The following is a 24,309-nucleotide window of genomic DNA, read 5'->3' as shown; positions in this document are numbered from 1 at the left end:
AAAGGTACAAAGCAAAGCGGCGAGTGGAGCCGAGCCAGCCCGCCTTACGCCACTGCCAGCTCGGGAGATCCGAACCGCCAGGCCACCACAATCGGCCGTTCACCCCGGTGCCGCGCTCGCGCACGGGCCCGGCGGGCAATTGTGATGGCCTGGCGGTCCGCCCCCACAGGACGGGGACAAGCAGACAACGGAACCACCAGGGATGGCTGCTGTTTAGTTCTTCTCTGACGCGTCTTCCCGTGCGAGTTTGCTGGGCCACCAGATCTTTTTGCCTATGTCGTAGGACAGGGCGGGGACGAGGAGGGAGCGGACGACGGTGGTGTCGAGGAGGACGCCGAAGGCGACCATGAAGGCTATTTGGACCAGGAAGAGGATGGGGAGGACGGCCAGGGCGGAGAAGGTGGCGGCCAGGACGACGCCGGCGGAGGTGATGACGCCGCCGGTGACGGCCAGGCCGATCAGGATGCCGGGTCTGGTGCCCTGTTCCTGGGACTCCTCCCGGACGCGAGTCATCAGGAAGATCGAGTAGTCGATGCCCAAGGCAACCAGGAAGACGAACGCGTAGAGCGGGATGCTCGGGTCGGCGCCCGGGAAGCCGAAGACGTGGTTGAACATCAGCGCGCTCACCCCGACCGTGGCGCCGAACGAGATCACGTTCGCGACCACCAGCAGGACCGCCGCCACGATCGAGCGCAGCAACAGCATCAGTACGACGAAGATCACCGCCAGGATCGCCGGGATGATCACCCGCAGATCGCGCTCACTCGCATCCAGCACGTCCAGGTTGATCGCCGTGTTCCCGCCGACCAGGATGTCCGGCGAGACCTTGTCCAGCTCGGTCCGCAGGTGTTCGACCACCTTGGTGGCCTCGGGGGAGTCGGCCGCGACCTCCAGCGTCGCCTGGACCAGAACCTTGCCGTCGACAACCTTCGGCGGTACGCCGGGAGCCGCCGACGCGGACGCCGTACCGACGCCTTCGACCTGCGACGCGGTCTGGACCACCTGGTCGGCCTGCCCGACCGGAGTCAGGATCTGGACCGGCGTACCGGCTCCGGCGTCGAAGTGCTTGGCCAGCTCCTCCTGCCCGGTGACCGACTCGACCTTGTCGAGGAACAGGTCCTCCTGCGAGATCCCGCTCGCCTTGAACGTCGGCAGGAACGCCGCGCACGCCAGCAGCGCGAGCGCGCTGATCGCCCAGACCTTGCGGGGGCTGCGGCCGACCAGACCGGACACCCGTCCCCACAGCCGACGGCCGCCGACCTGGTCGCGGGCGTGCACGTGGTCGACGCGCGGGATGGACGGCCAGAAGATCCGGCGGCCGAACGCGAGCAGGATGGCCGGCAGGAAGCTCATCGAGGCGATCAGCGCGCCGGCGATCCCGATCGCGCCGACCGGGCCGAGGCCCTTGGTGCTGCCGAGCTGGGAGAGCAGCAGGCAGAGCAGACCGAGGATGACCGTCGCCGCGCTGGCCGCGATCGGCTCGATCGACGCCCGCCACGCGATCCGCATCGCGTCGTACTTGCTGGTGTAGTCGTGCAACTCCTCTTTGTAACGGGAGACGAGTAGCAGCGAGTAGTCGGTCGCGGCGCCGACGACGAGGATGAACAGGATGCCCTGGCTCTGCCCGTTCAGTTCGATGACGCCGTTCTTCGCCAGCGGGTACACGACCAGCGCGGCCAGCGCGAGCCCGAAGACGGCGGTGAGCAGTACGGCGATCGGCAGGATCGGGCTGCGGTAGACGATCAGCAGGATGACGAACACCACCGCGAGCGCGACGCCGAGCAGGATCCCGTCGATCCCGCCGAAGGCGACGACGAAGTCCGCGAACACGCCGCCCGGGCCGGTCACATAGACGTTCAGGCCAGTGGGTGTGAGGTCTTGCTTGATCTCGGCCCGCATCGCCTCGGCGGCGGCGTACAGCACCGTCTCGCCCTCGTGCACCACGTCGTCGACGCGGTCGCCGTCGAGCTCGACGGTGATCAGCAGGGCCTTCTTGTCCTCCGACGGGATCACCGTCTTGGCCGGCGCGACGAGGTAGTCACCGATCGTCGACCCGTTGCCGAGGTCCAGCGTCGGCACCTTGGCGAGGAACTCGTTGGCCTTCGCGAGGTCCGCGGGCGTGATCCCGGAGTCCCGCACGATCAGCACGAAGTACGGCAGCGCGTTGGAGTCGACGAACTTCGCGGACTCGTTGGCGACCAACGTGGATTCGGCTTGTTTCGGGAGGAAATTGGCGTTGTCGTTCTCCTGGACTTCGCTCAGCTTCCCGACCGTCGGACCGCCCAGCGAGGCCAGCACGAGCCACCCGATCAGTACGGCGGCGATCGCCGCGCGCCACGCCCAGCGGCCACCCGTGCGTCCGCCGCTGCGCCCGCCCTGGCCGCCGTCCCCAGTCTCCAGACCTGCCTCTTCGGTGGTCTGCTCAGTCTGTTTCAACGTTGTCCCCTCAGCGTCGGTAGGGGCACAGTACCCAGCCGCGCCAGTTGTCCTCTCACTGCCCGCCGATGGGTGTGCGGGAGCCGTTTCGGCGGCGTAACAACAAGATGACTACTCGGAAACACCCCGGTCATAGCGTCCTGGCCTAATCAGTGAGGTCGGATGATCGGAGACTTGCCATGACGCTCGAGGCACGACCTGAGGCCGTCGCCACCCGCGATGGCAGCGGTGCAGTGGGGACAGTCGAGGCGCCCAGGCGCGGGCGCTGGATCGATGTCTGGGACCCGGAGGACGCCACGTTCTGGGCCGAGAAGGGACGTGCGGTCGCGCGGCGCAACCTCTGGCCGTCCATCTTCGCCGAGTTCCTCGGCTTCGCCGTCTGGCAGCTGTGGAGCATCGTCGTCGTCTCGATGCCGAAGGCAGGATTCGGCTACTCCACCAACCAGCTGTTCTGGCTGGTCGCGTTGCCGAGCCTGGTCGGCGCGACGCTGCGGCTGCCGTACACGTTCGCGGTGCCGCGGTTCGGCGGCCGGAACTGGACCATCGTGTCCGCGCTGCTGCTGCTGATCCCGACCACCGGGCTGGCCTACTTCATGACCCAGCCGGACACGCCGTTCTGGCTGATGGCGCTGGTCGCGGCCACCGCGGGCGTCGGCGGCGGCAACTTCGCCAGCAGTATGACGAACATCTCCTTCTTCTACCCGGAGAAGGAGAAGGGTTTCGCGCTCGGCATCAACGCGGCCGGCGGCAACCTGGGCGTGGCCGTGGTCCAGCTGGTGGTGCCGGTGGTGATCGTGCTCGGCGCCGGCCTGTCGCTGAACCGGGCCGGCCTGCTGTGGATCCCGCTGGTCCTGCTGGCTGCCTTCCTGGCCTGGAAGGTGATGTCCAACCTGTCCGTCGCGACCTCCTCGTTCTTCACCTCGATCGCGGCGGCGAAGCGGCCGCACACCTGGATCATCTCGTTCCTCTACATCGGCACCTTCGGCTCGTTCATCGGCTTCGGGGCGGCCTTCCCGCTGCTGATCAAGACCACCTTCCCCGAGATCACGGTGTCCAACATCGTCTTCCTCGGTGCCCTGGTCGGCTCGATCGCGCGGCCGTTCGGCGGCAAGCTGTCCGACAAGCTCGGCGGCGCCTGGGTGACGGTCTGCGCGTTCGTGGTGATGGGCGCGGGCATCCTGTCGGCGATCGTGTCGCTGAACGCGGGCAGCTTCCCGGCGTTCCTGATCAGCTTCCTGGTCCTGTTCGTCGCCAGCGGCGCCGGCAACGGGTCGACGTACCGGATGATCCCCGCGGTGTTCCGGCTGACCACGCCGGACGACCCGGGCCGGGCCAAGCGGGAGGCGGCGGCCTGCATCGGGATCGCCTCCGCGGTCGGCGCGTACGGCGGCTTCCTGGTCCCGCGCGGATTCGCGATGTCGACGAGCAGCTACGGCTCGCTGATCCCGGCGCTGTACGTCTTCTGCGCCTTCTACCTGGTCTGCCTGGCCGTGACGTACTTCTGCTACCTCCGCAAGGGTGGCCCGCTCAGCCGGGAGCGCGTGTGACGGCAGTCCCCACCCACTGTCCGTACTGCGCATTGCAGTGCGCCACCTCCCTGCACCCGGCCGCTCGGCCGGGTGCAGTGGAGGTGCAGCCACGCGCCTTCCCGACCAACAAGGGTGGGTTGTGCCGCAAGGGCTGGACGGCGGCCGAGGTGCTGACCGTGCCCGACCGGCTCACCACTCCGCTGGTGCGGGACGCGGCCGGCGACCTGGTTCCGGTCAGCTGGGACGAGGCGCTCGACTTCGTCGCCGACCGGATCCGTTCGCTGCAGGCCGAGCACGGCAACGACGCCGTCGCGGTCTTCGGCGGTGGGGGACTGACCAACGAGAAGGCGTACGCGCTGGGCAAGTTCGCCCGAGTGGCGCTGAAGACCGCGAACGTGGACTACAACGGCCGGTTCTGCATGTCGTCCGCGGCGGCCGCGACGAACCGCGCCTTCGGGATCGACCGGGGGCTGCCGTTCCCGCTGGCCGACGTGGCCGGTGCCGGTGCCGTCCTGCTGGTCGGCAGCAACATCGCCGAGACGATGCCTCCCGCGGTCTCGCACCTCGAAGGTGTCCGCGGCTCGGGTGGGCTTCTGGTCGTCGACCCGCGCCGTACGGCGACAGCCTCGCTGACCGAGGACGGCGCCGGCATCCACCTCCAGGCGACCCCTGGGACCGACTTGGCGCTGGTGCTCGCGCTGACTCACGTCGTACTGCAGGAGGGCCTGGCCGATACGGCGTACCTGACCGAGCGCACCGACGACCCGGACGCGCTGTTCCGCTCGACCGCCTCCTGGTGGCCCGAGCGGGCGGAACGCGTGACCGGTGTGCCGGCCACGACGATCCGGCGGGCAGCGCGCGCACTTGCGGCCGCGGCACCCGTGCACGGAGGCGCTGGAGCGTTCATCCTGACCGGGCGCGGTGCAGAGCAGCACAGCAAGGGCACTGACACGGTCACGGCCTGCATCAACCTCGCGCTGGCGCTCGGACTGCCCGGCCGGCTGGGCAGCGGCTACGGCTGCATCACCGGTCAGGGCAACGGCCAGGGCGGTCGCGAGCACGGCCAGAAGGCCGACCAGTTGCCCGGCTACCGCAGCATCGCCGACCCCGCCGCCCGCGCTCACGTCGCGTCGGTCTGGGGCGTGGACCCGGACAGCCTGCCTGGCCCGGGCAAGAGCGCGGTCGAGCTGATCAACTCACTCGGTACGACGGATGGCCCGAAGGCGCTGCTGGTACACGGCAGCAACCTGCTCGTGTCGGCACCGCGACTCTCCTCCGTGCGTGAGCGGTTGGCCGCTCTCGACCTGCTGGTCGTGGCGGACGTCGTGCCGTCGGAGACCGCACTGCTCGCGGATGTCGTCTTCCCGGTCACGCAGTGGGCCGAGGAAGAGGGCACGATGACCTCGCTCGAGGGTCGAGTGATCCGTCGTCGCGCCGCCATCACTCCGCCCGGTGAGGTTCGCAGTGATCTGGCGATCTTCGCCGGTCTCGCCGAGCGCCTGGACAGCATTCCGTTCTCGACCGATCCGGCGGAGATCTTCGAGGAGCTGCGGCTCGCCAGCAAGGGTGGCAAGGCGGACTACTCCGGCATCACCTGGGACCGCATCGACGCCGGCGAGGCGCTGTTCTGGCCGGTGCCTGCCGAAGGCCACCCGGGTACGCCGCGGCTGTTCGCGGACTCCTTCAGCACGCCGGACGGCCGCGCGCACGTCGTACCGGTCGACCACCGCCCGGTCGCGGACGACCTGAACGCCGCGGCGCCGATGTACCTGGTCACCGGGCGGCTGCTGCAGCACTACCAGAGCGGCGCGCAGACGCGGCGGGTGCCGGAGTTGGCCGAAGCCGAGCCGGAGGTGTTCGCCGAGATCCACCCGCGGGTGGCGGCGCAGCTGGGTGTTTCCGATGGGCGCCCGGTCCAGCTGCGCACCACCCGCGGCGCCATGGTCCTCCTGGCCCGGGTGACCACCGACGTCCGTCCGGACACGGTCTTCGTGCCGTTCCACTACGGCGGCGCCGGCGCGGTCAACGAGCTCACCAACGACGCGCTCGACCCGGTGTCCCGGATGCCCGAGTTCAAGGCCTGTGCCGTCGAAGTCACAGCCGCCAGCCTCCCGGCGACTGGAGTTCCGGCATGAACGAACGAATGGTGATCATCGGAGGCGGTATGGCCGGCCGACGGCTGGCTGGCCTGCTTCCGTCGTACGACGTGACCGTCCTCGGCGACGAGGGGTCCTACAACCGCGGCCGGCTGACCGAGTACGTCGCCGGTCGCGCAGCCGAGCCGGTGATCGGTTCGGAATTGGTGTCGACCGCGGCCCGGGTCGACCGCTCGCGGCAAGTGGTCACGGACACCGATGGTCGTGAGTGGGCCTACGACCGGCTCGTGTTCGCGACCGGTGCAACTCCCGTTGTGCCAAAGGGGATTCCGGACGCGGCCGGAGTGCACACGCTTCGGTCCGCGGCCGACGCACGGGCGATCGTGGAGCAGGCCTCGCGCGTACGGCGTGCTGTCGTGCTCGGCGGCGGCGTCCTCGGCGTCGAGACAGCTTGCGCACTGCGTGAACGCGGCGTCGCGGTGACGCTCGTGCATGACGGGGAAACCCTGCTGGACAAGACGATTCGGCTCACTGCCGGTCGGCGGGTCACCCGGGCGGTGCGTGAGCTCGGCGTCGAGGTGCTGCTCAACACGACCCACGAAGGCACGGACCTGCGCGACGAGCGGTTCCGGGCGCTGCGGTTGCGCGGCGGTCGGCAGGTTTTCGGCGACTTGCTGGTCGTCGCCTGTGGGGTGCAGCCGCGCGCCAACCTCGCCGCCGGGCTGACGGTCCGGACAGGCATCGTCGTCGACCGCACGTTCACGAGCCCGGACGACCCACGAGTGCACGCGATCGGCGACTGCGCCGAGATCGACGGTCTGGTCACCGGGACGGTCGCGTCCGCGTGGGCCCAGGCCGAGGCGCTCGCGCAGCACCTGTCCGGCGAGGAGTTCGACGTACCCGACTTCGAGGTGGTTCGGCTGACTGCGGGCGGCCTCGATCTGCTTGTCCTCGGCGACAAGGAGGATGACGGGGAGGTGGTTCGGCTCGAGGACGGTGAGCGGTACGTGCGCGCCGTACTGCGGGACGGCATCGTCCGCTCGGCCGTCGCGGTCGGCGCCCCCGAGGTGGCCGCCGAGCTCGTGCTGCTGGCCGACCGGGGCACACCCGTTGCGGCCGAGGGGCTGCTGGCGGCTCCCGACGTACCGAAGAAGAAGGTGGCCACCGTCTGCAGGTGCAACGGGGTCACCAGGGCCGCGATCGAGGCGGCTTGGCGTGGAGGTGCCGACAGCGTCGCCGGCATCGCCGCGAAGACGCGGGCGACGACCGGGTGCGGCAGTTGCACCGGCGCCGTCGGCGATCTGCTCGACCGCTTCCGCCGCGGCGAGACCGAACCAGTACCAACCAGGAGGGCGACGATGACAGAGCTGAACAAGGCCCGGCACGTAGTGGTGGTGGGCGGAGGAATGGTCGCTCACCGGTTGGTCGAGGCGCTGCGGTCCCGCGACCCGGAGATCCAATGGCGGATCACGGTGCTGGCGGAGGAGCCGCGGCTGCCGTACGACCGGGTCGCGCTGACCAGCTACTTCTCCGGCCGCGACCCGCACGACCTGTCGCTGGGTGACCCGGAGCTCTGGGACGACCCGGCGGTGACACTGCGCAAGGGCGTTCAGGTCACGTCGTTCGACAGCACGGCCAAGACCGTGACGACCGCCCGCGGCGAGAAGATCGAGTACGACGAACTGGTCCTGGCGACAGGCTCGTCGGCCTTCGTGCCGCCGGTGAAGAACAACGACGCGCAGGGCTGCTTCGTCTACCGCACCATCGACGACGTGGCCGCGCTCCGGGTGTATGTCGAGCGGCTGAAGAGCGAGGGCAAGGACGTCCACGGCGTCGTGGTCGGCGGTGGTCTGCTCGGACTCGAGGCAGCTGGTGCGCTCCGAGCCCTCGGTGCGGCGACCAAGGTGGTCGAGTTCGCGCCGCGGCTGATGCCGCTGCAGGTGGACGAAGGCGGCGGCGCCGCGCTGGCCCGGCTGATCGAAGGACTCGACGTCGACGTGATGGTGTCGACGCAGTGCACCCGGGTCAAGCTCACGTCGCAGGGCGCGGCTCGTGCGATGGCACTTGCCGACGGCCCCGATCTGCCGGCCGACGTGGTGGTGTTCGCGACCGGTGTCCGGCCGCGTGACGAGCTGGCCCGCGAGGCCGGCCTGGCCGTCGGTGAGCGCGGCGGTGTGATCGTCGACGAGGCCTGCCGGACTTCGGTGCCCGGTGTCTGGGCGATCGGTGAGGTCGCCTGCATCGAGGGCCGGGTCTGGGGTCTGGTCGCTCCCGGTTACACGATGGCGGAGATCGTGGCCGACCGGCTGCTCGGCGGCGAGGCGACGTTCCCAGGTGCGGACACCTCGACGAAGCTGAAGCTGCTCGGTGTCGACGTGGCCAGCTTCGGCGACGCGTTCGGTACGTCGGAAGGCGCGCTCGACATCGTCTACGCCGACCCGATCGCCGGTGTCTACAAGAAGCTGGTCTTGTCCGACGACGCGCGGACCTTGCTCGGTGGCATCCTCGTCGGCGACGCATCGGCGTACTCCGGGCTCCGGCCGATGGTCGGCCGTGAGCTCGGCGCCGACCCGGCGGCGTTCCTGCTGCCCGAGGGCGCCGGGCCGGTCAAGCTCGAGCTGCCCGACGACGCGCCGGTCTGCTCCTGCAACAACGTCTCGGCCGGCACCATCCGCTGCGCCGTACGCGACGAGGGCTGCAGCGACATCAAGTCGGTGTGCGGCAAGACCAAGGCCGGCACGTCGTGCGGATCGTGCCTGCCGATCGTGAAGAACCTGATGAACACCGAGCTGGCCAAGGCCGGTGTCGAGGTCAGCAAGGCGCTGTGCGAGCACTTCGCGCTGTCCCGCGCCGAGCTGTTCGACGTGGTCCGGATCACCGAGCTGCGCACGTTCAGCGAGATCGTCGAGCGGCACGGCACCGGGCGCGGCTGCGACATCTGCAAGCCGGTGGTCGCGTCGATCCTGGCCAGCCTGGACCCCGCGGGGCACGTGCTCGAAGGCGAGCGGGCGACGCTGCAGGACACCAACGACCACGTGATGGCCAACATGCAGAAGGACGGCACGTACTCGGTCGTCCCGCGGGTCCCGGGCGGCGAGATCACCCCGGAGGGCCTGATCACGATCGGCGAGGTGGCCCGCGACTTCGGCCTCTACACCAAGATCACCGGCGGCCAGCGGGTCGACCTGTTCGGCGCCCGGATCGAGCAGCTGCCGGCGATCTGGAAGCGGCTGGTCGACGCGGGCTTCGAGTCCGGGCACGCGTACGGCAAGGCGCTGCGCACGGTGAAGTCGTGCGTCGGCTCGACCTGGTGCCGGTACGGCGTCCAGGACTCGGTCGGGATGGCGATCGCGCTGGAGCTGCGGTACCGCGGGCTGCGGTCGCCGCACAAGCTCAAGCTCGGTGTCTCCGGCTGCGCCCGTGAGTGCGCCGAGGCGCGTGGCAAGGACGTCGGCGTGATCGCGACCGAGAAGGGCTGGAACCTGTACGTCGGCGGCAACGGCGGCATGACCCCGCGGCACGCCGAGCTGCTCGCCTCGGACCTGAGCGACGAAGAGCTGTTCCAGGCGATCGACCGGTTCCTCATGTACTACATCCGCACCGGCGACCGGCTGCAGCGGACCTCGGTCTGGATCAGCGAGATCGAAGGCGGTCTCGAGCACGTCAAGGACGTCGTACTGAACGACAGCCTCGGGATCGCCGGCGACCTGGACGCCGCGATGGCTCGGCACGTGGACTCGTACGTCGACGAGTGGCGCGCCACCCTGAACGACCCCGACAAGCTGGCCCGGTTCGTCTCCTTCGTGAACGCGCCGGACCAGCCGGACGCCGACCTGCGGTACGTGGTCGAGCGCAATCAGCCGCGGCCCGCCACCCCGGCCGAGCGCGGACAGCTGGAGCCGGTGCTGCTCGCCGGTCCCCGATTGGAGGTACGCCAGTGAAGGAGCGAAGCGAGTTCACCATCAAACACAGCGTGCCTGGTGCCTCAGCCGCGCCCGGAGCGAAGCGAGGACGCGGATGAGTATCACTGCCATGAGTCAGACAGTGGTCTGCCAGTACGACGTCCTGCTGCCGGAGCGTGGGGTCGCCGCCTTGGTCGGCGGAGTGCAGATCGCGTTGTTCCGCACGCACGACGGATCGGTGTTTGCCCTCGGCAACCAGGACCCGTTCAGCGGCGCGAACGTGATGTCGCGCGGGATCGTCGGCAACCGGGGCGACGTCCCGACCGTCGCCTCGCCGATGTTCAAGCAGGTCTTCGATCTGCGGACCGGAGTGTGCCTGGACGATCCCGAGGTGTCGCTGCCTGTCTATGCGGTGCAGGTGGTCGATGGTCAGGTGCTCATCGGTGAACAGTAAGCCGGGGCCGCTGAGCGGCTGCACGATCGCGATCACCGCCCACCGCCGCGCGGAGGACCTGATCGCCTCGTTCGAGCGTCGCGGCGCGAAGGTGCTGCACGCGCCGACCCTGCAGATCGTGCCGGTCGCCGACGACCACGCGCTGATCGAGGCGACCCGGCGGGTGATCGCGAACCCGCCGGACGACGTCGTCGTCACCACCGCGGTCGGCTTCCGCGGCTGGATCGAGGCCGCTGACACCGCCGGGCTGGCCGCGGACCTGCTCGGCACGCTGGAGCAGTCACGCATCCTCGCCCGCGGCCCGAAGGCTCGGGGCGCGATCCGGGCCGCCGGACTGGTCGAACACTGGTCTGCCCGGTCGGAGACGACCGCCGAGGTGGTGGAGTGGCTCCGCGACCAAGGTGTCGACGGGCGGAAGATCGTCGTACAGCTGCATGGACTGTCGGACCCCGGCCTGCAGGACTCGCTGCGGGGAGCTGGGGCGTCCGTACGCGGGCTTGAGGTGTACCGCTGGGGTCCGGCGCCGGACGCGGCTCTCGTCGAGCGGATGATCGGCCAGCTCTGCTCGGGCGCGGTGGACGCTGTGGTCCACACGTCGGCGCCTGGCGCGCAGGCGATGCTCGACGCGGCGGCGCTGACCGGGCAGTACGACGCCCTGCTCACGTCACTGCGAACAGGGCGCGTGCTGAACGCCTGCGTGGGTCCGGTCACGGCCGCGCCGTTTGCGGCGTTGGGGATGGAGCCGCTGGTGCCGGACCGCTTCCGGCTCGGCGCGCTGATCCGGATCGTCACCGATCGGCTCACCGAGGACCACGCACGCTCGATCGAGACGGAGTTCGGGCAACTCGTGATTCGTGGTGGCGCTGCGGTCCTGGACGGGGTGGTGCTGCCACTCGGTCCGGGGCCCCGCGCCGTACTGGCCGCTCTCGTCGCGGCCGGTGGTGATGTGGTGTCGCGACCGGAGCTGCTCGCGGTGCTTCCTGGTGCGGAGGACGTACACGCGGTGGAGGTCACGGTGAACAGACTGCGTACGGCGGTCGGCAGGCCGGAGCTGGTGCGGACAGTCGTACGACGCGGCTACCGCCTGGCCGTGGAACCCGCCGGAGTGGCGTCATGACGATCGACCTGATCGCAGCAGCCCACGGTACGGCGGACCCGCGTGGTATCGCGGTCGTGCACGAACTCGTCCGCGAGATGGCGCGTCAACGGCCGGACATCCCGATGTCGCTGGGTTTCGTGGATGTCGACGTACCGGCTCTTCCCGGTCTGGTCGGCCGGGTCATGGCCGACGCCGGCGAGGCCATCGTCGTACCCCTGCTGCTGTCCAGCGGCTACCACGTGCACGTCGACATCGCCGCCGAGTCGACCCGGTACCCCGGTCGCGTCCACGCCGTCTCCGCCCTCGGCCCCGACCCCGTCCTGGCCGACATCATGGCCGACCACCTCGGCGACCTGCGCCGAATCGACCACGTCGTCATGGCCGCCGCCGGCTCCTCCGACCCCCGGGCTTTGGCCGACTGCGTGCAAACAGCCCGCTTGCTGTCCCGCCGCATCGACCGCCCCGTCGAGGTCGGCTACGTCTCCGGCGCCGGCGAACACCTCACCTCCGTCCTCGCCCGAACCCCGGGCCGCGTAGCCGTAGCCACCTACCTCCTGGCCCCCGGCTACTTCGCCGACAAAGTCCACCGCCTGTCCGCGCACCGTCCCGCTACCCCACCGCTGGGCGCCGACCCCCGCCTGGCAACCCTCGCCCTGACCCGCTACCAGAGCGCACTCCTGGAGACCTCGATCGCCGTCTAGGTGCATTTCGACAGGAGGTGTCTCGGGACTCGGCTCCGCCAACCGCTTTCCTGCGGCGTGTCGTCCCTCGCCGGCCGACTACCTCCTGTCGAAACGTCGGTCGGAGCGGAGCGCGGCCAGGTCGGCCTCGCAGCGGGCTTCGACCTCGGCCAGTTCCCGGAGGGTTTCGTCGATGTCGTGGCGGCGTTGTTCGAGGTCGGCCCGGCGGGTGGTGATCTGGTCCAGGAGGTAGACGAGCTGGCCCTCCTCGCCGGGTTCGGCGTCGTACATGTCGACGATGGTGGCGATCTCGTCCAGGGAGAAACCTAGGCGCTTGCCGCGGAGGATGAGGCCGAGGCGGACGCGGTCGCGGGGGTGGTAGACGCGCACGGTGCCGCGGCGCTCGGGCGTGAGCAGGCCGCGGTCCTCGTAGAACCGGATCGTCCGGAGCGTGACGTCGTACTCGGCGGCCAGTTCGGCGATCGACCAGGTCTCAGCGGGCACCCGGATATTGTGCACACACCCCAGGTTGCTTTACGTTTACGTAAGCGTCAAGCACAGGGAGTCCGCTCATGTTCGAACTGTCCGAGGAGCACCGCGAGTTCCGGCACAGCGTTCGCGACTTCGCCGAGGCGGAGATCGCCCCGCACGCCGCGGAGTGGGACCGCAAGCACTACTTCCCGGTGGAGGTCGTGCAGAAGATGGGCCGGCTGGGACTGTTCGGGCTGACCGCGCCGGAGGAGTACGGCGGCGCCGGCGGCGACTTCACCAGCCTGTGCGTGGCGATCGAGGAGATCTCCCGGGTCGACCAGTCGATGGGGATCACCCTGGAGGCGGCGGTCGGGCTCGGCATCAACCCGATCCTCACCTTCGGCACCGGGGAGCAGAAGGCGACCTGGCTGCCCGACCTGGTGGCCGGCCGGAAGCTGGCCGGGTTCGGCCTGACCGAGCCGGAGTCCGGGTCGGACGCGGGCGCGACCAAGACCCGCGCGGTGCTGGACGGCGGCGAGTGGGTGATCGACGGCTCGAAGCAGTTCATCACGAACTCCGGCTCGACGATCACGTCCTGCGTGACGGTGACCGCGCGGACCGGCGAGAAACCGGACGGCAAGGCGGAGATCTCCACGATCATCGTCCCGGCGGGGACGCCGGGATTCACGGCGGAGGCGTCGTACGACAAGCTCGGGTGGCACGCGTCGGACACGCACCCGCTGTCCTTCGTCGGCTGCCGGGTGCCGGAGGCCAACCTGCTAGGCGAGCGCGGCAAGGGGTTCGCGCAGTTCCTGGCCACCCTCGACGACGGGCGGGTCGCGATCGCGGCGGTTGCGCTCGGCTGCATTCGCGCTTGCCTGGAGATGTCGGTTCAGTACGCCGGTGAGCGCAAGACCTTCGGGGTCCCGATCGGCCGCAAGCAGGGGGTCGCGTTCCAGATCGCCGACCTGAAGGTGATGGCGGACGCGGCCGAGATGCTGGTCTACCGGGCCGCCGCGCTGAAGGACGCCGGGGCGTCGATGGCCGACTTCAAGCAGGCCGCGTCGGTGGCGAAGCTGTACGCGACCGAGTCCGCGGTGACCGCGACCCGGATCGCGACCCAGGTGTTCGGCGGCTACGGCTTCATGGAGGAGTACCCGGTCACCCGGTTCTACCGGGACGCCAAGATCCTCGAGATCGGCGAGGGCACGTCGGAAGTGCAGCGGATGCTGATCGCCCGGAGCCTTGGGCTCCCGGTGGAATGATGGCCGCATGACCCACGATCACTGGACCGAGGTCAAGGTAGCCCGTGAGGCGACCCTCGGCCCGCCCGAGAAGGCTGCGGCCAAGCTCGCGAGTCAGAACAAGCTCTACGTGCGGGACCGGATCGCCCTGCTCGTCGACGAGGGCAGCTTCGTCGAGGACGCGCAGCTGGCGAACGCGCTGAACCCGGGCCTGCCCGCCGACGGCGTGGTCACCGGCCGCGGGCTGGTCGACGGCCGGCCGGCGCTGGTGGTCGCGAACGACCCGACCGTCAAGGCCGGGTCGTGGGGCGCCCGGACGGTGGAGAAGATCGTCCGGATCACCGAGGTGGCGATCCGCGACGAGCTGCCGGTGTTCTGGCTGATCGACTCCGCCGGCGCCCGGATCACCGACCAGGTGGAGCTGTTCCCGGGCCGGCGCGGCGCCGGGCGGATCTTCCACAACCAGGTCGCGCTGTCCGGCAAGGTGCCGCAGATCTGCTGCCTGTTCGGCCCGTCCGCGGCCGGCGGCGCGTACATCCCGGCGTTCTGCGACCTGGTGATCATGGTCGACGGCAACGCCTCGATGTACCTGGGGTCGCCGCGGATGGCCGAGATGGTGGTCGGCGAGAAGGTGACGCTGGAGGAGATGGGCGGCGCCCGGATGCACACCAGCGTGTCCGGCTGCGGCGACCTGCTCGCCACCGACGACGCCGAGGCGATCGACCTGGCCAAGCAGTACTTCTCCTACCTGCCCGGTTCGTGGCAGACCCGGCCGCCGTCGTACGACGCCGCGCCGCCGGCCCGCGACTTCACCCGGGACCTGGTGCCGGCCGAGGAGAGTGTCGGGTTCGACATCCACGACGTGATCGACGCGCTGGTCGACGCGGACACGTTCTTCGAGGTCAAGCCGTCGTACGCGCCGGAGCTCGTCACCGGCTTCGGCCTGCTCGCCGGGCAGGTGGTCGGGATCGTCGCGAACCAGCCCGCCGTCAAGGGCGGCGTGCTGTTCGTGGACTCGGCGGACAAGGCTGCCCGGTTCATCTGGCTGTGCGACGCGTTCAACGTGCCGCTGGTGTACCTGTGCGACGTTCCCGGCTTCATGATCGGCAGCGAGGTGGAGCGGGCCGGGATCATCCGGCACGGCGCGAAGATGATCACCGCGGTCTCGGAGGCGACCGTGCCGACGGTGTCGGTGATCGTCCGCAAGGCGTACGGCGCCGGCCTCTACGCGATGTGTGGACCCGGGTTCTCGCCGGACGCGTGTGTCGCGCTGCCGACCGCGAAGATCGCGGTGATGGGACCGGAGGCGGCGATCAACGCCGTGTACTACAACAAGATCCAGGAGATCGCGGACGAGACCGAGCGCGTCGAGTACGTGTCCCGGCTGCGCGAGGAGTACGAGACCGACATCGACATCCTTCGGCTGGCCGCCGACCTGGTCATCGACGCGATCGTCGAGCCGGAGGACCTGCGCACCGACCTGATCGCCCGGCTGGCCGCCGCCCAGTCCAAGGACCGCCACTTCAGCACCCGGCGGCACGGCGTCCCGCCGGTCTGAGTCACAGGTACGACTCGTCCGTCCACGGCTCGAAGGTCGCGTACTCGAGCGGATCGTCGGCTTCGTCGAGCCGCTCGAACACGGGGGACACCGGCTGGGCGCGCAGCCAGGCCAGCAGGGTGTCGACCAGGCCGTCGGGAAGCGGTGGTCCCTGGTCGTGGTGCCGGGGATAGATGATGACCGGCCAGTCGTCGGGGTCGCCGAGCGTCAGCCAGCCGAACACGTCGCCGTCGATCGAGTCGGCGAACGGCAGGAAACCACCCGGCTCGGGCCAGACCGCCAGCGGCTGGAACTCCGGATGCGCGGCCCGGAGCTCGCGATAGATGTCGAGGATGTCCGTGACGTAGGCGGCCAGGCCGCGGTAGCCGTTCGATCGTGCTGTCTCGGGGTCGCGGAGTGGCGTGACGAATCCCAGCCAGGACCGCCAGCTTCCGGCGCCGTAGGTCTCCATCAGCGTGACGTACTCGGTGGGCAGTCGCGTGCCCAGACGCTCGTAGAGCCGTTCCCAGCTGTCGTCGCCGAGGTACGGCGTCGCCGGCGGCGGTACGAGTTGCTGCAATGCGTCGAGGCCCGTGCCTTCGGTGAGGGCGGCCCGGCGTGAGGGGGCGACCGGTGCGGGCGGAGGCGGAGGCGTCCAGGGACGCGGGTCCGGCAGGAACGCGGTGCGTCGGGCCGTCGGCGGTAGCGACTCCTGGATGGCTGCGTCGAGCATCTCCAGCAGCGGCATGCCGAGGTTCTGCCAGGGATTGTTGCCCGCATGCGCCGTGTCCGCGTCGAAGACGACGACTGGCCACTGGTCCGGATCCGGTGAGGCCGACGTGTCCCAGAACAGGTAGGCCGATCGACGCGTGTGACCCCAGGCGAGCAACCCACCGGGTTCCGGATGAAACGGCGGCGGCGTGTTCGGTGGCGCCGAACGGGACCAGCTCCGGCAGAGCCGATGCGTGTCCTTCAGCCAGTCGCCGTAGTCGAACCGCCCTTCTTGCACACAAGGCACGGACAGCCAGATGAACTCACCGATGTCCAGCGGCCCGTAGGCATCCGCCAGCGACTTGTAGTCCCGCGGAAGCCCGACCCCAAGCCAGGACTCGACGGCCTCCCAGTCGATCGGGATCGGCCGGTCGGCCGGCCCGGACTGGACGGTGAACGGCAGTTCCATGGTTGGTGATACTCGCACAGCGCCCGGCGGAAGCGGTTTAGGGTTGGGGAAATCGTTGGAGGAGAAGACGTGAGTTCTCAGGACTTTGCCGGTCGGCTTCGGGGGCGGGAGAAGCTGGTCGGGTATTGGGTGGTGCTGGATGCGCCGGTGGCCACGGAGCGGATCGCGCGGGTGGGGTACGACTACGTCGTGCTGGACGGGCAGCACGGGCTGATCGGGTACCAGGGTTTGCTGACCGGCCTCCTGGCCGTGGACGCGGGTGCGTCACTCGGGACCGGCTCGGTCGGGCTGGTGCGGGTCGAGGCCAACCACCCGACGCCGATCGGGCGGGCGCTGGACGCTGGTGCCGCCGGGGTGATCGTGCCGCTGGTGGACAGCTCCGAGGACGTCACGCGGGCGGTGCAGGCGGCGAAGTACCCGCCGGCCGGTGTGCGGTCGTACGGTCCGATGCGGTCGGCCCTGCGAGTCGGCCCGGTCCCGGCCGACGCCGACGCGGCGACCGTCGTACTGGCGATGATCGAGACGCCGGACGGGCTGAAGAACGTGGCCGAGATCTGCCAGACGCCCGGGCTGGACGGTGTGTACGTCGGTCCGTCGGACCTTGGGCTGTCCGTCGGGGCGAAATTCCCCGGCGACCCGGCCGTCGCCGAGCCGTTCGAGGAAGCGGTCGCGCTGATCGCGCGGACGGCGCAGGAGGCCGGCATCGCGGCCGGTATCCACACGCCGGACGGGCAGACCGCGCAGCGGCGGTTGAGCCAGGGCTACACGTTCGCGACCGTCGCGTCCGACCTCACGCACCTGGAGGCCGTGGCGGCCGCGCACCTGGACACCGCCCGGTCGTAGGAACACACCGGAGCCTTCTCGGGTTAGGTTCGAAGAGGACCGCGCACCGAGGAGGCTTGGTATGAGGGCGCCCGAGCGAGGAGCACTGCCGCTGCGGCTGGCCGCGACGCTGGCCCGGACGTACGGGCTGGTGACCGAGACCGTGCAAGGGCTGAGCGACGCGGACTTCGCCCGCCGGACCCGCTGCGAGGGGATGCCGGTCGGTCCCCTTCTCGTCCATCTCCTGTACGACGCGGAGCGTGCGCTGATGGCGTTCGCCAGCCCGGCCGCCGCCGTACCGGACCGGGACTTCGTGACCTACTGGCTGGACTCCCCACCGGGGACGGAGGGCGACGACGCCTTCGTGCGTGCGGTCGCGTCGGCGTACCGCAGGCCTGGCCTGCTCGTGCAGCACTGGCGGGAGCTGTCCGAGGCCGCCGTACGTGCGGCCGAGGCCGGACTGGCGGACAAGGGCCGGCGGGTGGAGACGCAGGGGCACGTGCTGCGGGCGACCGACTTCGTCGCGACGTTGGTGCTGGAGGCAACCGTGCACCACCTCGACCTGATCGTCGACCTGCCGGACGCGCCCGAGCCGGATGCCGAGGGTCTGCAGGTCACCGCGCGCACGCTGGACGGCCTGTTCGGCCCGGAGGCGTGGGACGTGATCAACTGGGACACCACGACGTACGTGCTGAAGGCGACCGGCCGGGAGCCGCTCGACGACGACGACCTCGAGATGCTCGGCCCGCACGCAGCCCGTCTCCCGCTGCTGGGTTAGGGCGTATCTGACGCCCTAGAGCACCCCGGCGAACGGGTCGTCGAGGTCCTGCCAGTTCAGGCGGGCCAGCTCGGACTCGGTGAGCAGGCAGGCGTCCAGAACCGCTTGCAGTCGCGCCGGATCCAGGCCCATGCCGGTCGCGACCACCGTGCACTCGGCGAGGTGCTCGGTCTCCGACCACTCGCCAAGCATCCCCAGCGAGGCGCTGTAGCCGGCGGACTCCCACCGCACGCGCTGTGTGGGCCGGTTGGCCAGCCAGACCACGCCACGACTCCGTACGACGCCGTCGACGATGTCCTCGAGTGCGTCGTTCAGCCGGGCCGGGTGCAGCGGCCGGGTGGACCGCCACAGCACCGTGGTGACGCCGTCGCCGCTCGGTTGCAACCGGTCCGACGACGCTAGCTCGCCTGCCCACAACTCGGCCGCCTGGAAGTCGAACAGACCGGTCCGCGCGACCGGACCGGTCGGCACACCGGCCGGGTCGGCTGCGACGACCGTCGTACGCGGGTTCAGGTGGGTCAGCAGGTGGTGCAGCCGCTCCGGCGCCGAGCTGCGGTGGCTGTTGGCGAGCACGCACACGTCGGCGTACTCGATCTGCCGAGCGGTCAGCTCAGCCACGTTCCGCCGGTCCGGCGGGCCCAGTGCGAGCCCGCGCTCGTCGAGGAGCTCGTCGCCGGACAGTTGCTCGACCAGCAGTACGGCGTCCACTACGCAGGTGACCGTGTCGACCGCGATCTCCGGCATCGTCCCCACCAGCGTCGCGACCAGCGGCCGTGCCTCCATCGCCGGGGGAGCGGCCAGTACGACGTGGTCCCAGTGCTCGCGTGCGGCCAGGGTCTCGAGCAGCGGCAGCAATGACTCGATCAGCTGGCACGCACCGCAGTCGTCGCCCACGGTGAACTCGCCGGAGTCGATCGGGCCGGACGCGTCGAGCACTCGCCAGGACAGCACGCCCCGCCCGGGCAGCTCGTCCTGGTCCACCACGACGGCCACGGTGGAGGGGTCCACCATCGCGGTTAGCACCGGTTCGCGCAGGGTTGTGGACAGGCCGACCAACAGGGACAACGAGGTTCTCGCATGGGCGGTCATGCAGGCAGTATATGAAAACGGTTTTCATCAGTCCAGAGGCCGGGAGGCCCGGGTTTCCCGTCAGACCGGGAAAATTCCCGCCCTCGCGCGAATTCGGAAATCCTGAGCGGTTTGTCCGGGTCGTCTGGTAGGCAAGGGGTATGGCGATCGAGATCGAGCGGTTCAAGGGTGACTGGGACGAGCTGGTGGAGCTCGTCGACCTGGCGTTCGCCGCGCCGTGGAACGACGCTCAGATCGAGTCGGAGCGGCGGGTTTGGGAGCCGGAGCGCAGCACCGTCGCGGTCGACGACCGGCAGTTGGTCGGACACACCGGGACGTTCTCGTTCCTGATGACCGTGCCGGGTGCGCAGGTTCCGGTGGCCGGCGTCACGCTGGTCGGCGTCCGGCCGACGCACCGCCGTCGTGGTGTGCTGCGCGAGCTGATGCGCGCGCAGCTCAACGATGTCTACGAGGCGGGCAACGAGCCCCTCGCGGCGCTGACGGCCAGCGAGCCGGCGATCTACGGCCGCTTCGGGTACGGGCTGGCCTCCGACCACCAAGCGGTCGTCATCCGGAAGCAGTCCCGCGAGCTCCGCCCGGTGGCGGGCATCGACGACGTACGGATCAGGTACGTCGACCCGCGCGAGGCGCTCCCGGTCACGACGGCGCTGCGCAACCGGCTCGTGCCGCTGCAGCCGGGGATGTTCGTCCACGACGAGCGCTGGCAGGAGTACGCGACCGGTCCGAACGTCACGAACGACCCCGGCGGTTCCAAGCTGAGGTGTGTCCTGGCCGAGCGGGACGGCGACGTGACCGGCTACGCGCACTACCAGACTCGGCGTGAGGAGAAGGGCTTCATCGACGTCATCCGCGTCCACGCGGCGGATGTCGCCTCGCATGCCGCGCTCTGGCGCTACCTGCTGGAGCCGGACCTGCTGAGCGAGACCCGGTACGGGCACCTGCCGTCCGACGACCCGCTGCTGGAGCTCCTGCTCGACCCACGGGCGCCATCACCGATCACCCGGGACGGGCTGTGGGTCCGGCCGGTCGACGTACGGCGTGCGCTCGCCGCGCGGACCTATGCGCGCGACCTCGATGTCGTCCTCGCCGTGACCGACGGCTTCCTGCCGTGGAACGCGGGCCGGTGGCATCTGGCCGGCGGTCCGGAGGGTGCGACCTGCGAGCCGACGACTCGTGCGGCTGACCTGACCATCGACGTACGGGAGCTGGGCGCGGTGTACCTCGGCCGGCCGTCGCTGGCTCGCCTTGGAGCGGCGGGACTGGTGCAGGAGCACACGTCCGGCGCGCTCGCGATCGTGTCGGAAGCGTTTTCCGCCAGTCGGCTTCCCTGGCTCGACACCGGCTTCTGATCGGTTAGCCTTCCGTGGTGCAGCCGAGGCGGCGGGGAGCGCTGGTGCTGGTTGTCGTGCTGATGCTCGGCATCGCGGCGGCCGGCTTCGTGGTGCTCGCGTCCGCCGGCGGACCGGTGCGGCCGGTCAGCGAGAGCACGCGGACGACGAGTCCGCGCCCGGTGACTCCGGAACCGGTTGATGAGACTGCGCAAACTCCCAGGCCTGGCCCGCCGTCGGCCCTGAAGGATGTGGAGCCGAAGCCGCTGCCGGCCTGGGTGGAAGCGCTGTGGCAGGCCGTTGTGTGGTTGGCGATCGCGGCGATCGTGGCGCTCATCGGGAGGCTGATCTACCGGGTCGTGCGCCAGGTCCAGCTGCCGGAGGCCGAGGACGAGGACACCGACTGGGAGCGGATCAAGGCCGACCGGCTCGCCGGGGCGGTCGACAGCGGACTCTCCAGGATCGATTCCGGTTCGGCGACCGACGCCGTGATCGCGTGCTGGGTCGCGCTGGAGAACGCGGCGGCATCGGCCGGGGTGCCACGGGAGCAGTCGGAGACTCCGGCGGAGTTCACGGTCCGCGTCCTCGGTGTCGGCGGGATCTCCGAGCCCGAGCTCGTTCGGCTCGGTGAGCTCTACCGCGAGGCCCGCTACTCCACGCACGGCTCGACGGAAGAGGCGCGTGCCGAGGCCCGGGCAGCGCTGCTGCGCTTGCGTGCCGAGTTGTCCGCCGTCACGACCGAGGTGGGCGGATGACGTCGTACAAGTGGACGCCGTTGGACGAGTCGGAGCGACGGCCTCCGGTCGCGCCGCCGCCGGGCCGGCGGTCGGTGCGGCTGGACAAGGTGCTCGTGCAGCACGTCGGGATCACCGTACTGGTGAGCCTGCTGCTGGTGGCCGGGTTCGGAGCGCTCGGGATGGCGCCGCGGCCGATGTGGTTCGTCGCGACCGCGCTTGCGATCGGGTTCGGGTCGCTGGCGATCCGGCTGCTCGTGCCGGAGCTGCTGGAGACCAGTTGGCCGGCCCGGCACGACGAGAAGCTCTCCGCCTTGCGGAGCCGGAGCAACGACAACCGCACGCAGTTCATCGCCACCTGGCTGCAGGAGTCGAATCGCGAGCGCCGGGCCGGTGAGGGCTCGCAGACGTTCGCGCGCCGGATCCAGCCGCTACTGCTCGAGGTGACCACCGACCGCTTGCTGCACCGCCACGGTGTCGACCCGCAGCGCGAGCCGGCCCGGGCCCGCGAGCTCACCGGCGACCGGGTGTGGGACCTGATCACCCGGGACGACAAGCTCACGGCCTCCCTCGACGAGATCGAGTACGCCGTCCAGACCATCGAGAACCTGTGAGGAACCCGTGACGGACGCTGACCTGCCTGCCACCGAACCCGCCGGCCGTGAGCTGCGGGTGGAGGAGGTTTCCACGCTCAGCCAGGAGGTTCTGGCGCGGGTCGGCGAGGCGGTGGTCGGCAAGTCCAAAGCCCTTGAGCTGGTGCTGGCCGGGATCCTGGCTGGTGGGCACGTGCTGCTGGAGGACTATCCCGGGCTGGCGAAGACCTTGGCCGCGCGATCCTTCGCGCAAGCATTGGGGCTGGAGTTCCGGCGGGTGCAGTTCACCCCGGACCTGCTGCCGTCGGATGTCACCGGCGCGTTCGTCTACGACCAGAAGGAGTCCGACTTCGCCTTCCGGCCCGGCCCGATCTTCACCGGCCTGCTGCTGGCCGACGAGATCAACCGGACGCCGCCGAAGACGCAGGCCGCGCTGCTGGAGTCGATGCAGGAGCACCAGGTCACCGTCGAGGGCCAGACCTTCCCGCTGCCGACGCCGTTCCACGTCCTCGCGACCGCGAACCCGGTCGAGTACGAAGGCACCTACCCGCTCCCCGAAGCGCAGCTCGACCGCTTCATGCTGCGGATCGGCTTCGGCTATCCGAGTGCGGAGGAGGAGTGGGAGGTCCTGCGCCGCCGGATGAGCCGCCGGCAGGAGGACCAGACCGTCGCGGCGGTCACCGACGCGGCCGGACTGCTCGCCGCCCAACGGGCGATCGAGACCGTGAACGTCGACGACACCGTCGGCCAGTACTGCGTCGACCTGGCCGCGGCCACCCGTCGCGACTCACAGGTCCTGGTCGGCGCGTCCCCGCGGGGCTCGCTGGCGTTGTTGCTGACGGCCCGTTCGTACGCCGTGATCCAGGGGCGGGACTACGTCGTACCCGAGGATGTGAAGGCGGTCGCCGTACCGGCTCTGGCGCATCGGATCACGGTCCGGCCGGAGCTTTGGCTGCACGAGGTGACGGGTGCGACGGTCGTGCGCGCAGTGCTCGGAGCGGTTCCGACCCCGCCGACCGTGGTGGGCGCGCCCAGATGAGGTGGCAGCCTACGCACGCGCAGATCCGGGTGATCTGTGTGGCGGGGTTGTTGCTGCTCGTGGCGGTGCTGGCGCGGCGGCCGGACGCCGCCGTACTCGGGCTGCCGTTGGCGTTCATCGCGCTCTGGGGGCGGTACTTCCGGCCGCGGGAGGCGCCTGAGGTGCACACCGAGCTGGACACGGATGTGCTGTTCGAGGGGCAGGCGACGACGTACCGGTTGCGCGTGGCCGGGACGCTCGATCCGGACATCGACCTGATCGTGGCGGCGCTGCCGCGGGCGCAGTGGTTCCAGTACGACCCACCGCAGGCCGCGATCGCCGAGCCGGTGATTGATGGCGCGGTGACGCTCGAGGTGGGCCTGCGGTCGAAGCGGTGGGGCCTGCGGGCGTTGGATCGGCCGACTGTCGTGGCTACGTCGACGCTTGGGGCGTACCGCGTCCGGGTGACGTCGACGGAACCGCTGGCGGTCAGCACTCTGCCGTTGCGCGAGGGTTTCGAAGCGGTCGACGCCGTACCGCGACCGGCTGGGCTGGTTGGGCTGCACCGGTCGCGGCGGCCGGGCGAGGGGACCGAGGTGGCCGGCGTCCGGCCGTTCCGGACCGGGGACCGGCTGCGGCGGATCAACTGGGCCGTGTCGGCGCGCACCCGTGAGCTGCATGTCACGTCGACCTGGTCGGACCGCGACACCGAGGTGGTGATCCTGCTCGACACCGGCGGCGAGATCGGCATCAGCGAGGGGATCGACGGCCGGTCGAGCAGCCTGGACACCGGCGTCCGCGCGGCCGCGTCGATCGCCGAGCACTACCTGCGCCACGGCGACCGCGTCCGGCTCATCGACACCGGCAACCTGGTCCGCAGCGTTCGCTCCGGCAGCGGTCGCGGGCATCTGCGCCGGATCCTCGACGCGCTGGTGCACGCGGATCGTCGTGGGCGGCAGCAGGACGAGGAGCAACTCGTCCGCCGGAACCGGATCAGGTCCGACAGCCTCGTCCTCGTGCTCAGCCCGCTGCTCCGCCAAGCGATCATGGGGTACGTCGTCACGCTCGTGCACTCGGGGTGCACAGTCATCGCCGTGGACACGCTGCCGCCGGACGTCGCCTCGGTGATCGACCTCAGCGAGCACGACGCCCGCGCCTGGCCGCTCGCCTGGCGCCTGCGCATGCTCGAACGCCGCCGTGAGCTCGACCGCCTCAGCGACCTCGGCGTCCCCACCGTCACCTGGCACGGCGCCGGCACTCTCGACGAAGTCCTCCGAGACGCCTCCAGACTTGCCGCCGCCCCACGGATGCGCTCATGA

19 protein-coding genes are annotated in these 24,309 nt (G+C 70.2%); 15 read left to right on the top strand and 4 right to left on the bottom strand.

The genetic code is table 11. The annotated features are described in order from the left end of the window. Nucleotides 1-213 precede the first annotated feature (213 nt). Nucleotides 214-2,436: an MMPL family transporter gene (locus tag ACIBGM_RS40280; RefSeq protein WP_360522000.1), complete on the bottom strand. Its 2,223-nt coding sequence runs from the start codon at nt 2,434-2,436 to the stop codon at nt 214-216. 179 nt (nt 2,437-2,615) lie between these two features. Between ACIBGM_RS40280 and ACIBGM_RS40275 the strand changes: the two genes are divergently transcribed. The 6 genes from ACIBGM_RS40275 to ACIBGM_RS40250 all read left to right on the top strand — a co-directional run bounded on the left by ACIBGM_RS40275 (nt 2,616) and on the right by ACIBGM_RS40250 (nt 12,217). Further along, nucleotides 2,616-3,983, top strand: coding sequence for an MFS transporter (locus ACIBGM_RS40275; protein WP_396388543.1), 1,368 nt, complete (start codon nt 2,616-2,618; stop codon nt 3,981-3,983). Further along, a complete protein-coding gene (locus ACIBGM_RS40270; protein ID WP_396388542.1) occupies nt 3,980-6,100 on the top strand; it encodes a molybdopterin oxidoreductase family protein in 2,121 nt (706 codons plus the stop codon). The genes ACIBGM_RS40275 and ACIBGM_RS40270 overlap by 4 nt, the downstream gene beginning before the upstream one ends. Beyond that, nucleotides 6,097-10,002: a nitrite reductase large subunit NirB gene (gene nirB, locus ACIBGM_RS40265; protein WP_396388541.1), complete on the top strand. Its 3,906-nt coding sequence runs from the start codon at nt 6,097-6,099 to the stop codon at nt 10,000-10,002. The genes ACIBGM_RS40270 and nirB overlap by 4 nt, the downstream gene beginning before the upstream one ends. A gap of 91 nt (nt 10,003-10,093) precedes the next feature. Beyond that, nucleotides 10,094-10,417 (top strand): nitrite reductase small subunit NirD, encoded by a 324-nt coding sequence (nirD, locus tag ACIBGM_RS40260; RefSeq protein WP_396388540.1) that lies wholly within the window; start codon nt 10,094-10,096, stop codon nt 10,415-10,417. Next, nucleotides 10,407-11,534: a uroporphyrinogen-III synthase gene (locus ACIBGM_RS40255; protein ID WP_360521985.1), complete on the top strand. Its 1,128-nt coding sequence runs from the start codon at nt 10,407-10,409 to the stop codon at nt 11,532-11,534. Before nirD ends, ACIBGM_RS40255 begins: the two co-directional genes overlap by 11 nt. Next, nucleotides 11,531-12,217: a sirohydrochlorin chelatase gene (locus ACIBGM_RS40250; protein ID WP_396388539.1), complete on the top strand. Its 687-nt coding sequence runs from the start codon at nt 11,531-11,533 to the stop codon at nt 12,215-12,217. The genes ACIBGM_RS40255 and ACIBGM_RS40250 overlap by 4 nt, the downstream gene beginning before the upstream one ends. Before the next feature lie 78 nt (nt 12,218-12,295). On the opposite strand, the gene ACIBGM_RS40245 is transcribed toward ACIBGM_RS40250, so the two are convergent. Then, nucleotides 12,296-12,700 (bottom strand): MerR family DNA-binding transcriptional regulator, encoded by a 405-nt coding sequence (locus tag ACIBGM_RS40245; RefSeq protein ID WP_360521979.1) that lies wholly within the window; start codon nt 12,698-12,700, stop codon nt 12,296-12,298. Nucleotides 12,701-12,768: 68 nt separating this feature from the next. Here ACIBGM_RS40245 and ACIBGM_RS40240 point away from each other — a divergent pair, with 68 nt between their 5' ends. Then, on the top strand, nt 12,769-13,932 hold the full coding sequence (locus ACIBGM_RS40240; protein ID WP_396388538.1) for an acyl-CoA dehydrogenase family protein: 1,164 nt from the start codon (nt 12,769-12,771) through the stop codon (nt 13,930-13,932). A 7-nt stretch (nt 13,933-13,939) separates the two neighbouring features. Further along, nucleotides 13,940-15,469: an acyl-CoA carboxylase subunit beta gene (locus ACIBGM_RS40235; protein ID WP_360521974.1), complete on the top strand. Its 1,530-nt coding sequence runs from the start codon at nt 13,940-13,942 to the stop codon at nt 15,467-15,469. 1 nt (nt 15,470) lies between these two features. Here ACIBGM_RS40235 and ACIBGM_RS40230 read toward each other — a convergent pair whose 3' ends face one another. Then, on the bottom strand, nt 15,471-16,628 hold the full coding sequence (locus tag ACIBGM_RS40230) for an SMI1/KNR4 family protein (protein WP_360521971.1): 1,158 nt from the start codon (nt 16,626-16,628) through the stop codon (nt 15,471-15,473). 69 nt (nt 16,629-16,697) lie between these two features. Here ACIBGM_RS40230 and ACIBGM_RS40225 point away from each other — a divergent pair, with 69 nt between their 5' ends. Together ACIBGM_RS40225 and ACIBGM_RS40220 are read left to right on the top strand one after the other, a co-directional pair. Then, complete coding sequence (locus tag ACIBGM_RS40225) at nt 16,698-17,471, top strand: aldolase/citrate lyase family protein (RefSeq protein WP_360521968.1); 774 nt, start codon at nt 16,698-16,700, stop codon at nt 17,469-17,471. A 61-nt stretch (nt 17,472-17,532) separates the two neighbouring features. Further along, nucleotides 17,533-18,228, top strand: coding sequence for a maleylpyruvate isomerase N-terminal domain-containing protein (locus ACIBGM_RS40220; RefSeq protein WP_360521965.1), 696 nt, complete (start codon nt 17,533-17,535; stop codon nt 18,226-18,228). A gap of 15 nt (nt 18,229-18,243) precedes the next feature. On the opposite strand, the gene ACIBGM_RS40215 is transcribed toward ACIBGM_RS40220, so the two are convergent. Further along, nucleotides 18,244-19,317: a CobW family GTP-binding protein gene (locus tag ACIBGM_RS40215; RefSeq protein WP_396388537.1), complete on the bottom strand. Its 1,074-nt coding sequence runs from the start codon at nt 19,315-19,317 to the stop codon at nt 18,244-18,246. A gap of 140 nt (nt 19,318-19,457) precedes the next feature. On the opposite strand from ACIBGM_RS40215, the gene ACIBGM_RS40210 reads away from it, so the two are divergent. Genes ACIBGM_RS40210 through ACIBGM_RS40190 form a run of 5 tightly spaced genes read left to right on the top strand, consistent with a single transcriptional unit; the run spans nt 19,458 to nt 24,309 of the window. Further along, entirely contained in the window at nt 19,458-20,666 is a 1,209-nt protein-coding gene (locus ACIBGM_RS40210; protein ID WP_396388536.1) for a GNAT family N-acetyltransferase, read from the top strand. A 17-nt stretch (nt 20,667-20,683) separates the two neighbouring features. After that, complete coding sequence (locus ACIBGM_RS40205; RefSeq protein WP_360521956.1) at nt 20,684-21,400, top strand: DUF4129 domain-containing protein; 717 nt, start codon at nt 20,684-20,686, stop codon at nt 21,398-21,400. Beyond that, nucleotides 21,397-21,993, top strand: a complete 597-nt coding sequence (locus tag ACIBGM_RS40200; protein WP_360521953.1) for a hypothetical protein — start codon at nt 21,397-21,399, stop codon at nt 21,991-21,993. Before ACIBGM_RS40205 ends, ACIBGM_RS40200 begins: the two co-directional genes overlap by 4 nt. A 7-nt stretch (nt 21,994-22,000) precedes the next feature. Beyond that, nucleotides 22,001-23,011, top strand: coding sequence for an AAA family ATPase (locus ACIBGM_RS40195; RefSeq protein ID WP_396388534.1), 1,011 nt, complete (start codon nt 22,001-22,003; stop codon nt 23,009-23,011). Continuing rightward, on the top strand, nt 23,008-24,309 hold the full coding sequence (locus ACIBGM_RS40190; RefSeq protein WP_396388533.1) for a DUF58 domain-containing protein: 1,302 nt from the start codon (nt 23,008-23,010) through the stop codon (nt 24,307-24,309). The genes ACIBGM_RS40195 and ACIBGM_RS40190 overlap by 4 nt, the downstream gene beginning before the upstream one ends.

The organism is Kribbella sp. NPDC050470 (genome assembly GCF_044458365.1).
GTDB lineage: Bacteria > Actinomycetota > Actinomycetes > Propionibacteriales > Kribbellaceae > Kribbella.
The sequence above is the reverse complement of the archived record's forward strand: the minus strand, read 5'-3'. Positions and strand labels throughout refer to the sequence as shown.

Excerpts from the sequence above, each read along its gene's own strand:
- ACIBGM_RS40275 (WP_396388543.1), top strand. The coding sequence starts at position 2,616 with ATGACGCTCGAGGCACGACCTGAGGCCGTCGCCACCCGCGATGGCAGC.
- nirB (WP_396388541.1), top strand. The coding sequence starts at position 6,097 with ATGAACGAACGAATGGTGATCATCGGAGGCGGTATGGCCGGCCGACGG.
- nirD (WP_396388540.1), top strand. The coding sequence starts at position 10,094 with ATGAGTCAGACAGTGGTCTGCCAGTACGACGTCCTGCTGCCGGAGCGT.
- ACIBGM_RS40250 (WP_396388539.1), top strand. The coding sequence starts at position 11,531 with ATGACGATCGACCTGATCGCAGCAGCCCACGGTACGGCGGACCCGCGT.
- ACIBGM_RS40240 (WP_396388538.1), top strand. The coding sequence starts at position 12,769 with ATGTTCGAACTGTCCGAGGAGCACCGCGAGTTCCGGCACAGCGTTCGC.
- ACIBGM_RS40235 (WP_360521974.1), top strand. The coding sequence starts at position 13,940 with ATGACCCACGATCACTGGACCGAGGTCAAGGTAGCCCGTGAGGCGACC.
- ACIBGM_RS40230 (WP_360521971.1), bottom strand. The coding sequence starts at position 16,628 with ATGGAACTGCCGTTCACCGTCCAGTCCGGGCCGGCCGACCGGCCGATC.
- ACIBGM_RS40220 (WP_360521965.1), top strand. The coding sequence starts at position 17,533 with ATGAGGGCGCCCGAGCGAGGAGCACTGCCGCTGCGGCTGGCCGCGACG.
- ACIBGM_RS40215 (WP_396388537.1), bottom strand. The coding sequence starts at position 19,317 with ATGACCGCCCATGCGAGAACCTCGTTGTCCCTGTTGGTCGGCCTGTCC.
- ACIBGM_RS40210 (WP_396388536.1), top strand. The coding sequence starts at position 19,458 with ATGGCGATCGAGATCGAGCGGTTCAAGGGTGACTGGGACGAGCTGGTG.
- ACIBGM_RS40200 (WP_360521953.1), top strand. The coding sequence starts at position 21,397 with ATGACGTCGTACAAGTGGACGCCGTTGGACGAGTCGGAGCGACGGCCT.
- ACIBGM_RS40190 (WP_396388533.1), top strand. The coding sequence starts at position 23,008 with ATGAGGTGGCAGCCTACGCACGCGCAGATCCGGGTGATCTGTGTGGCG.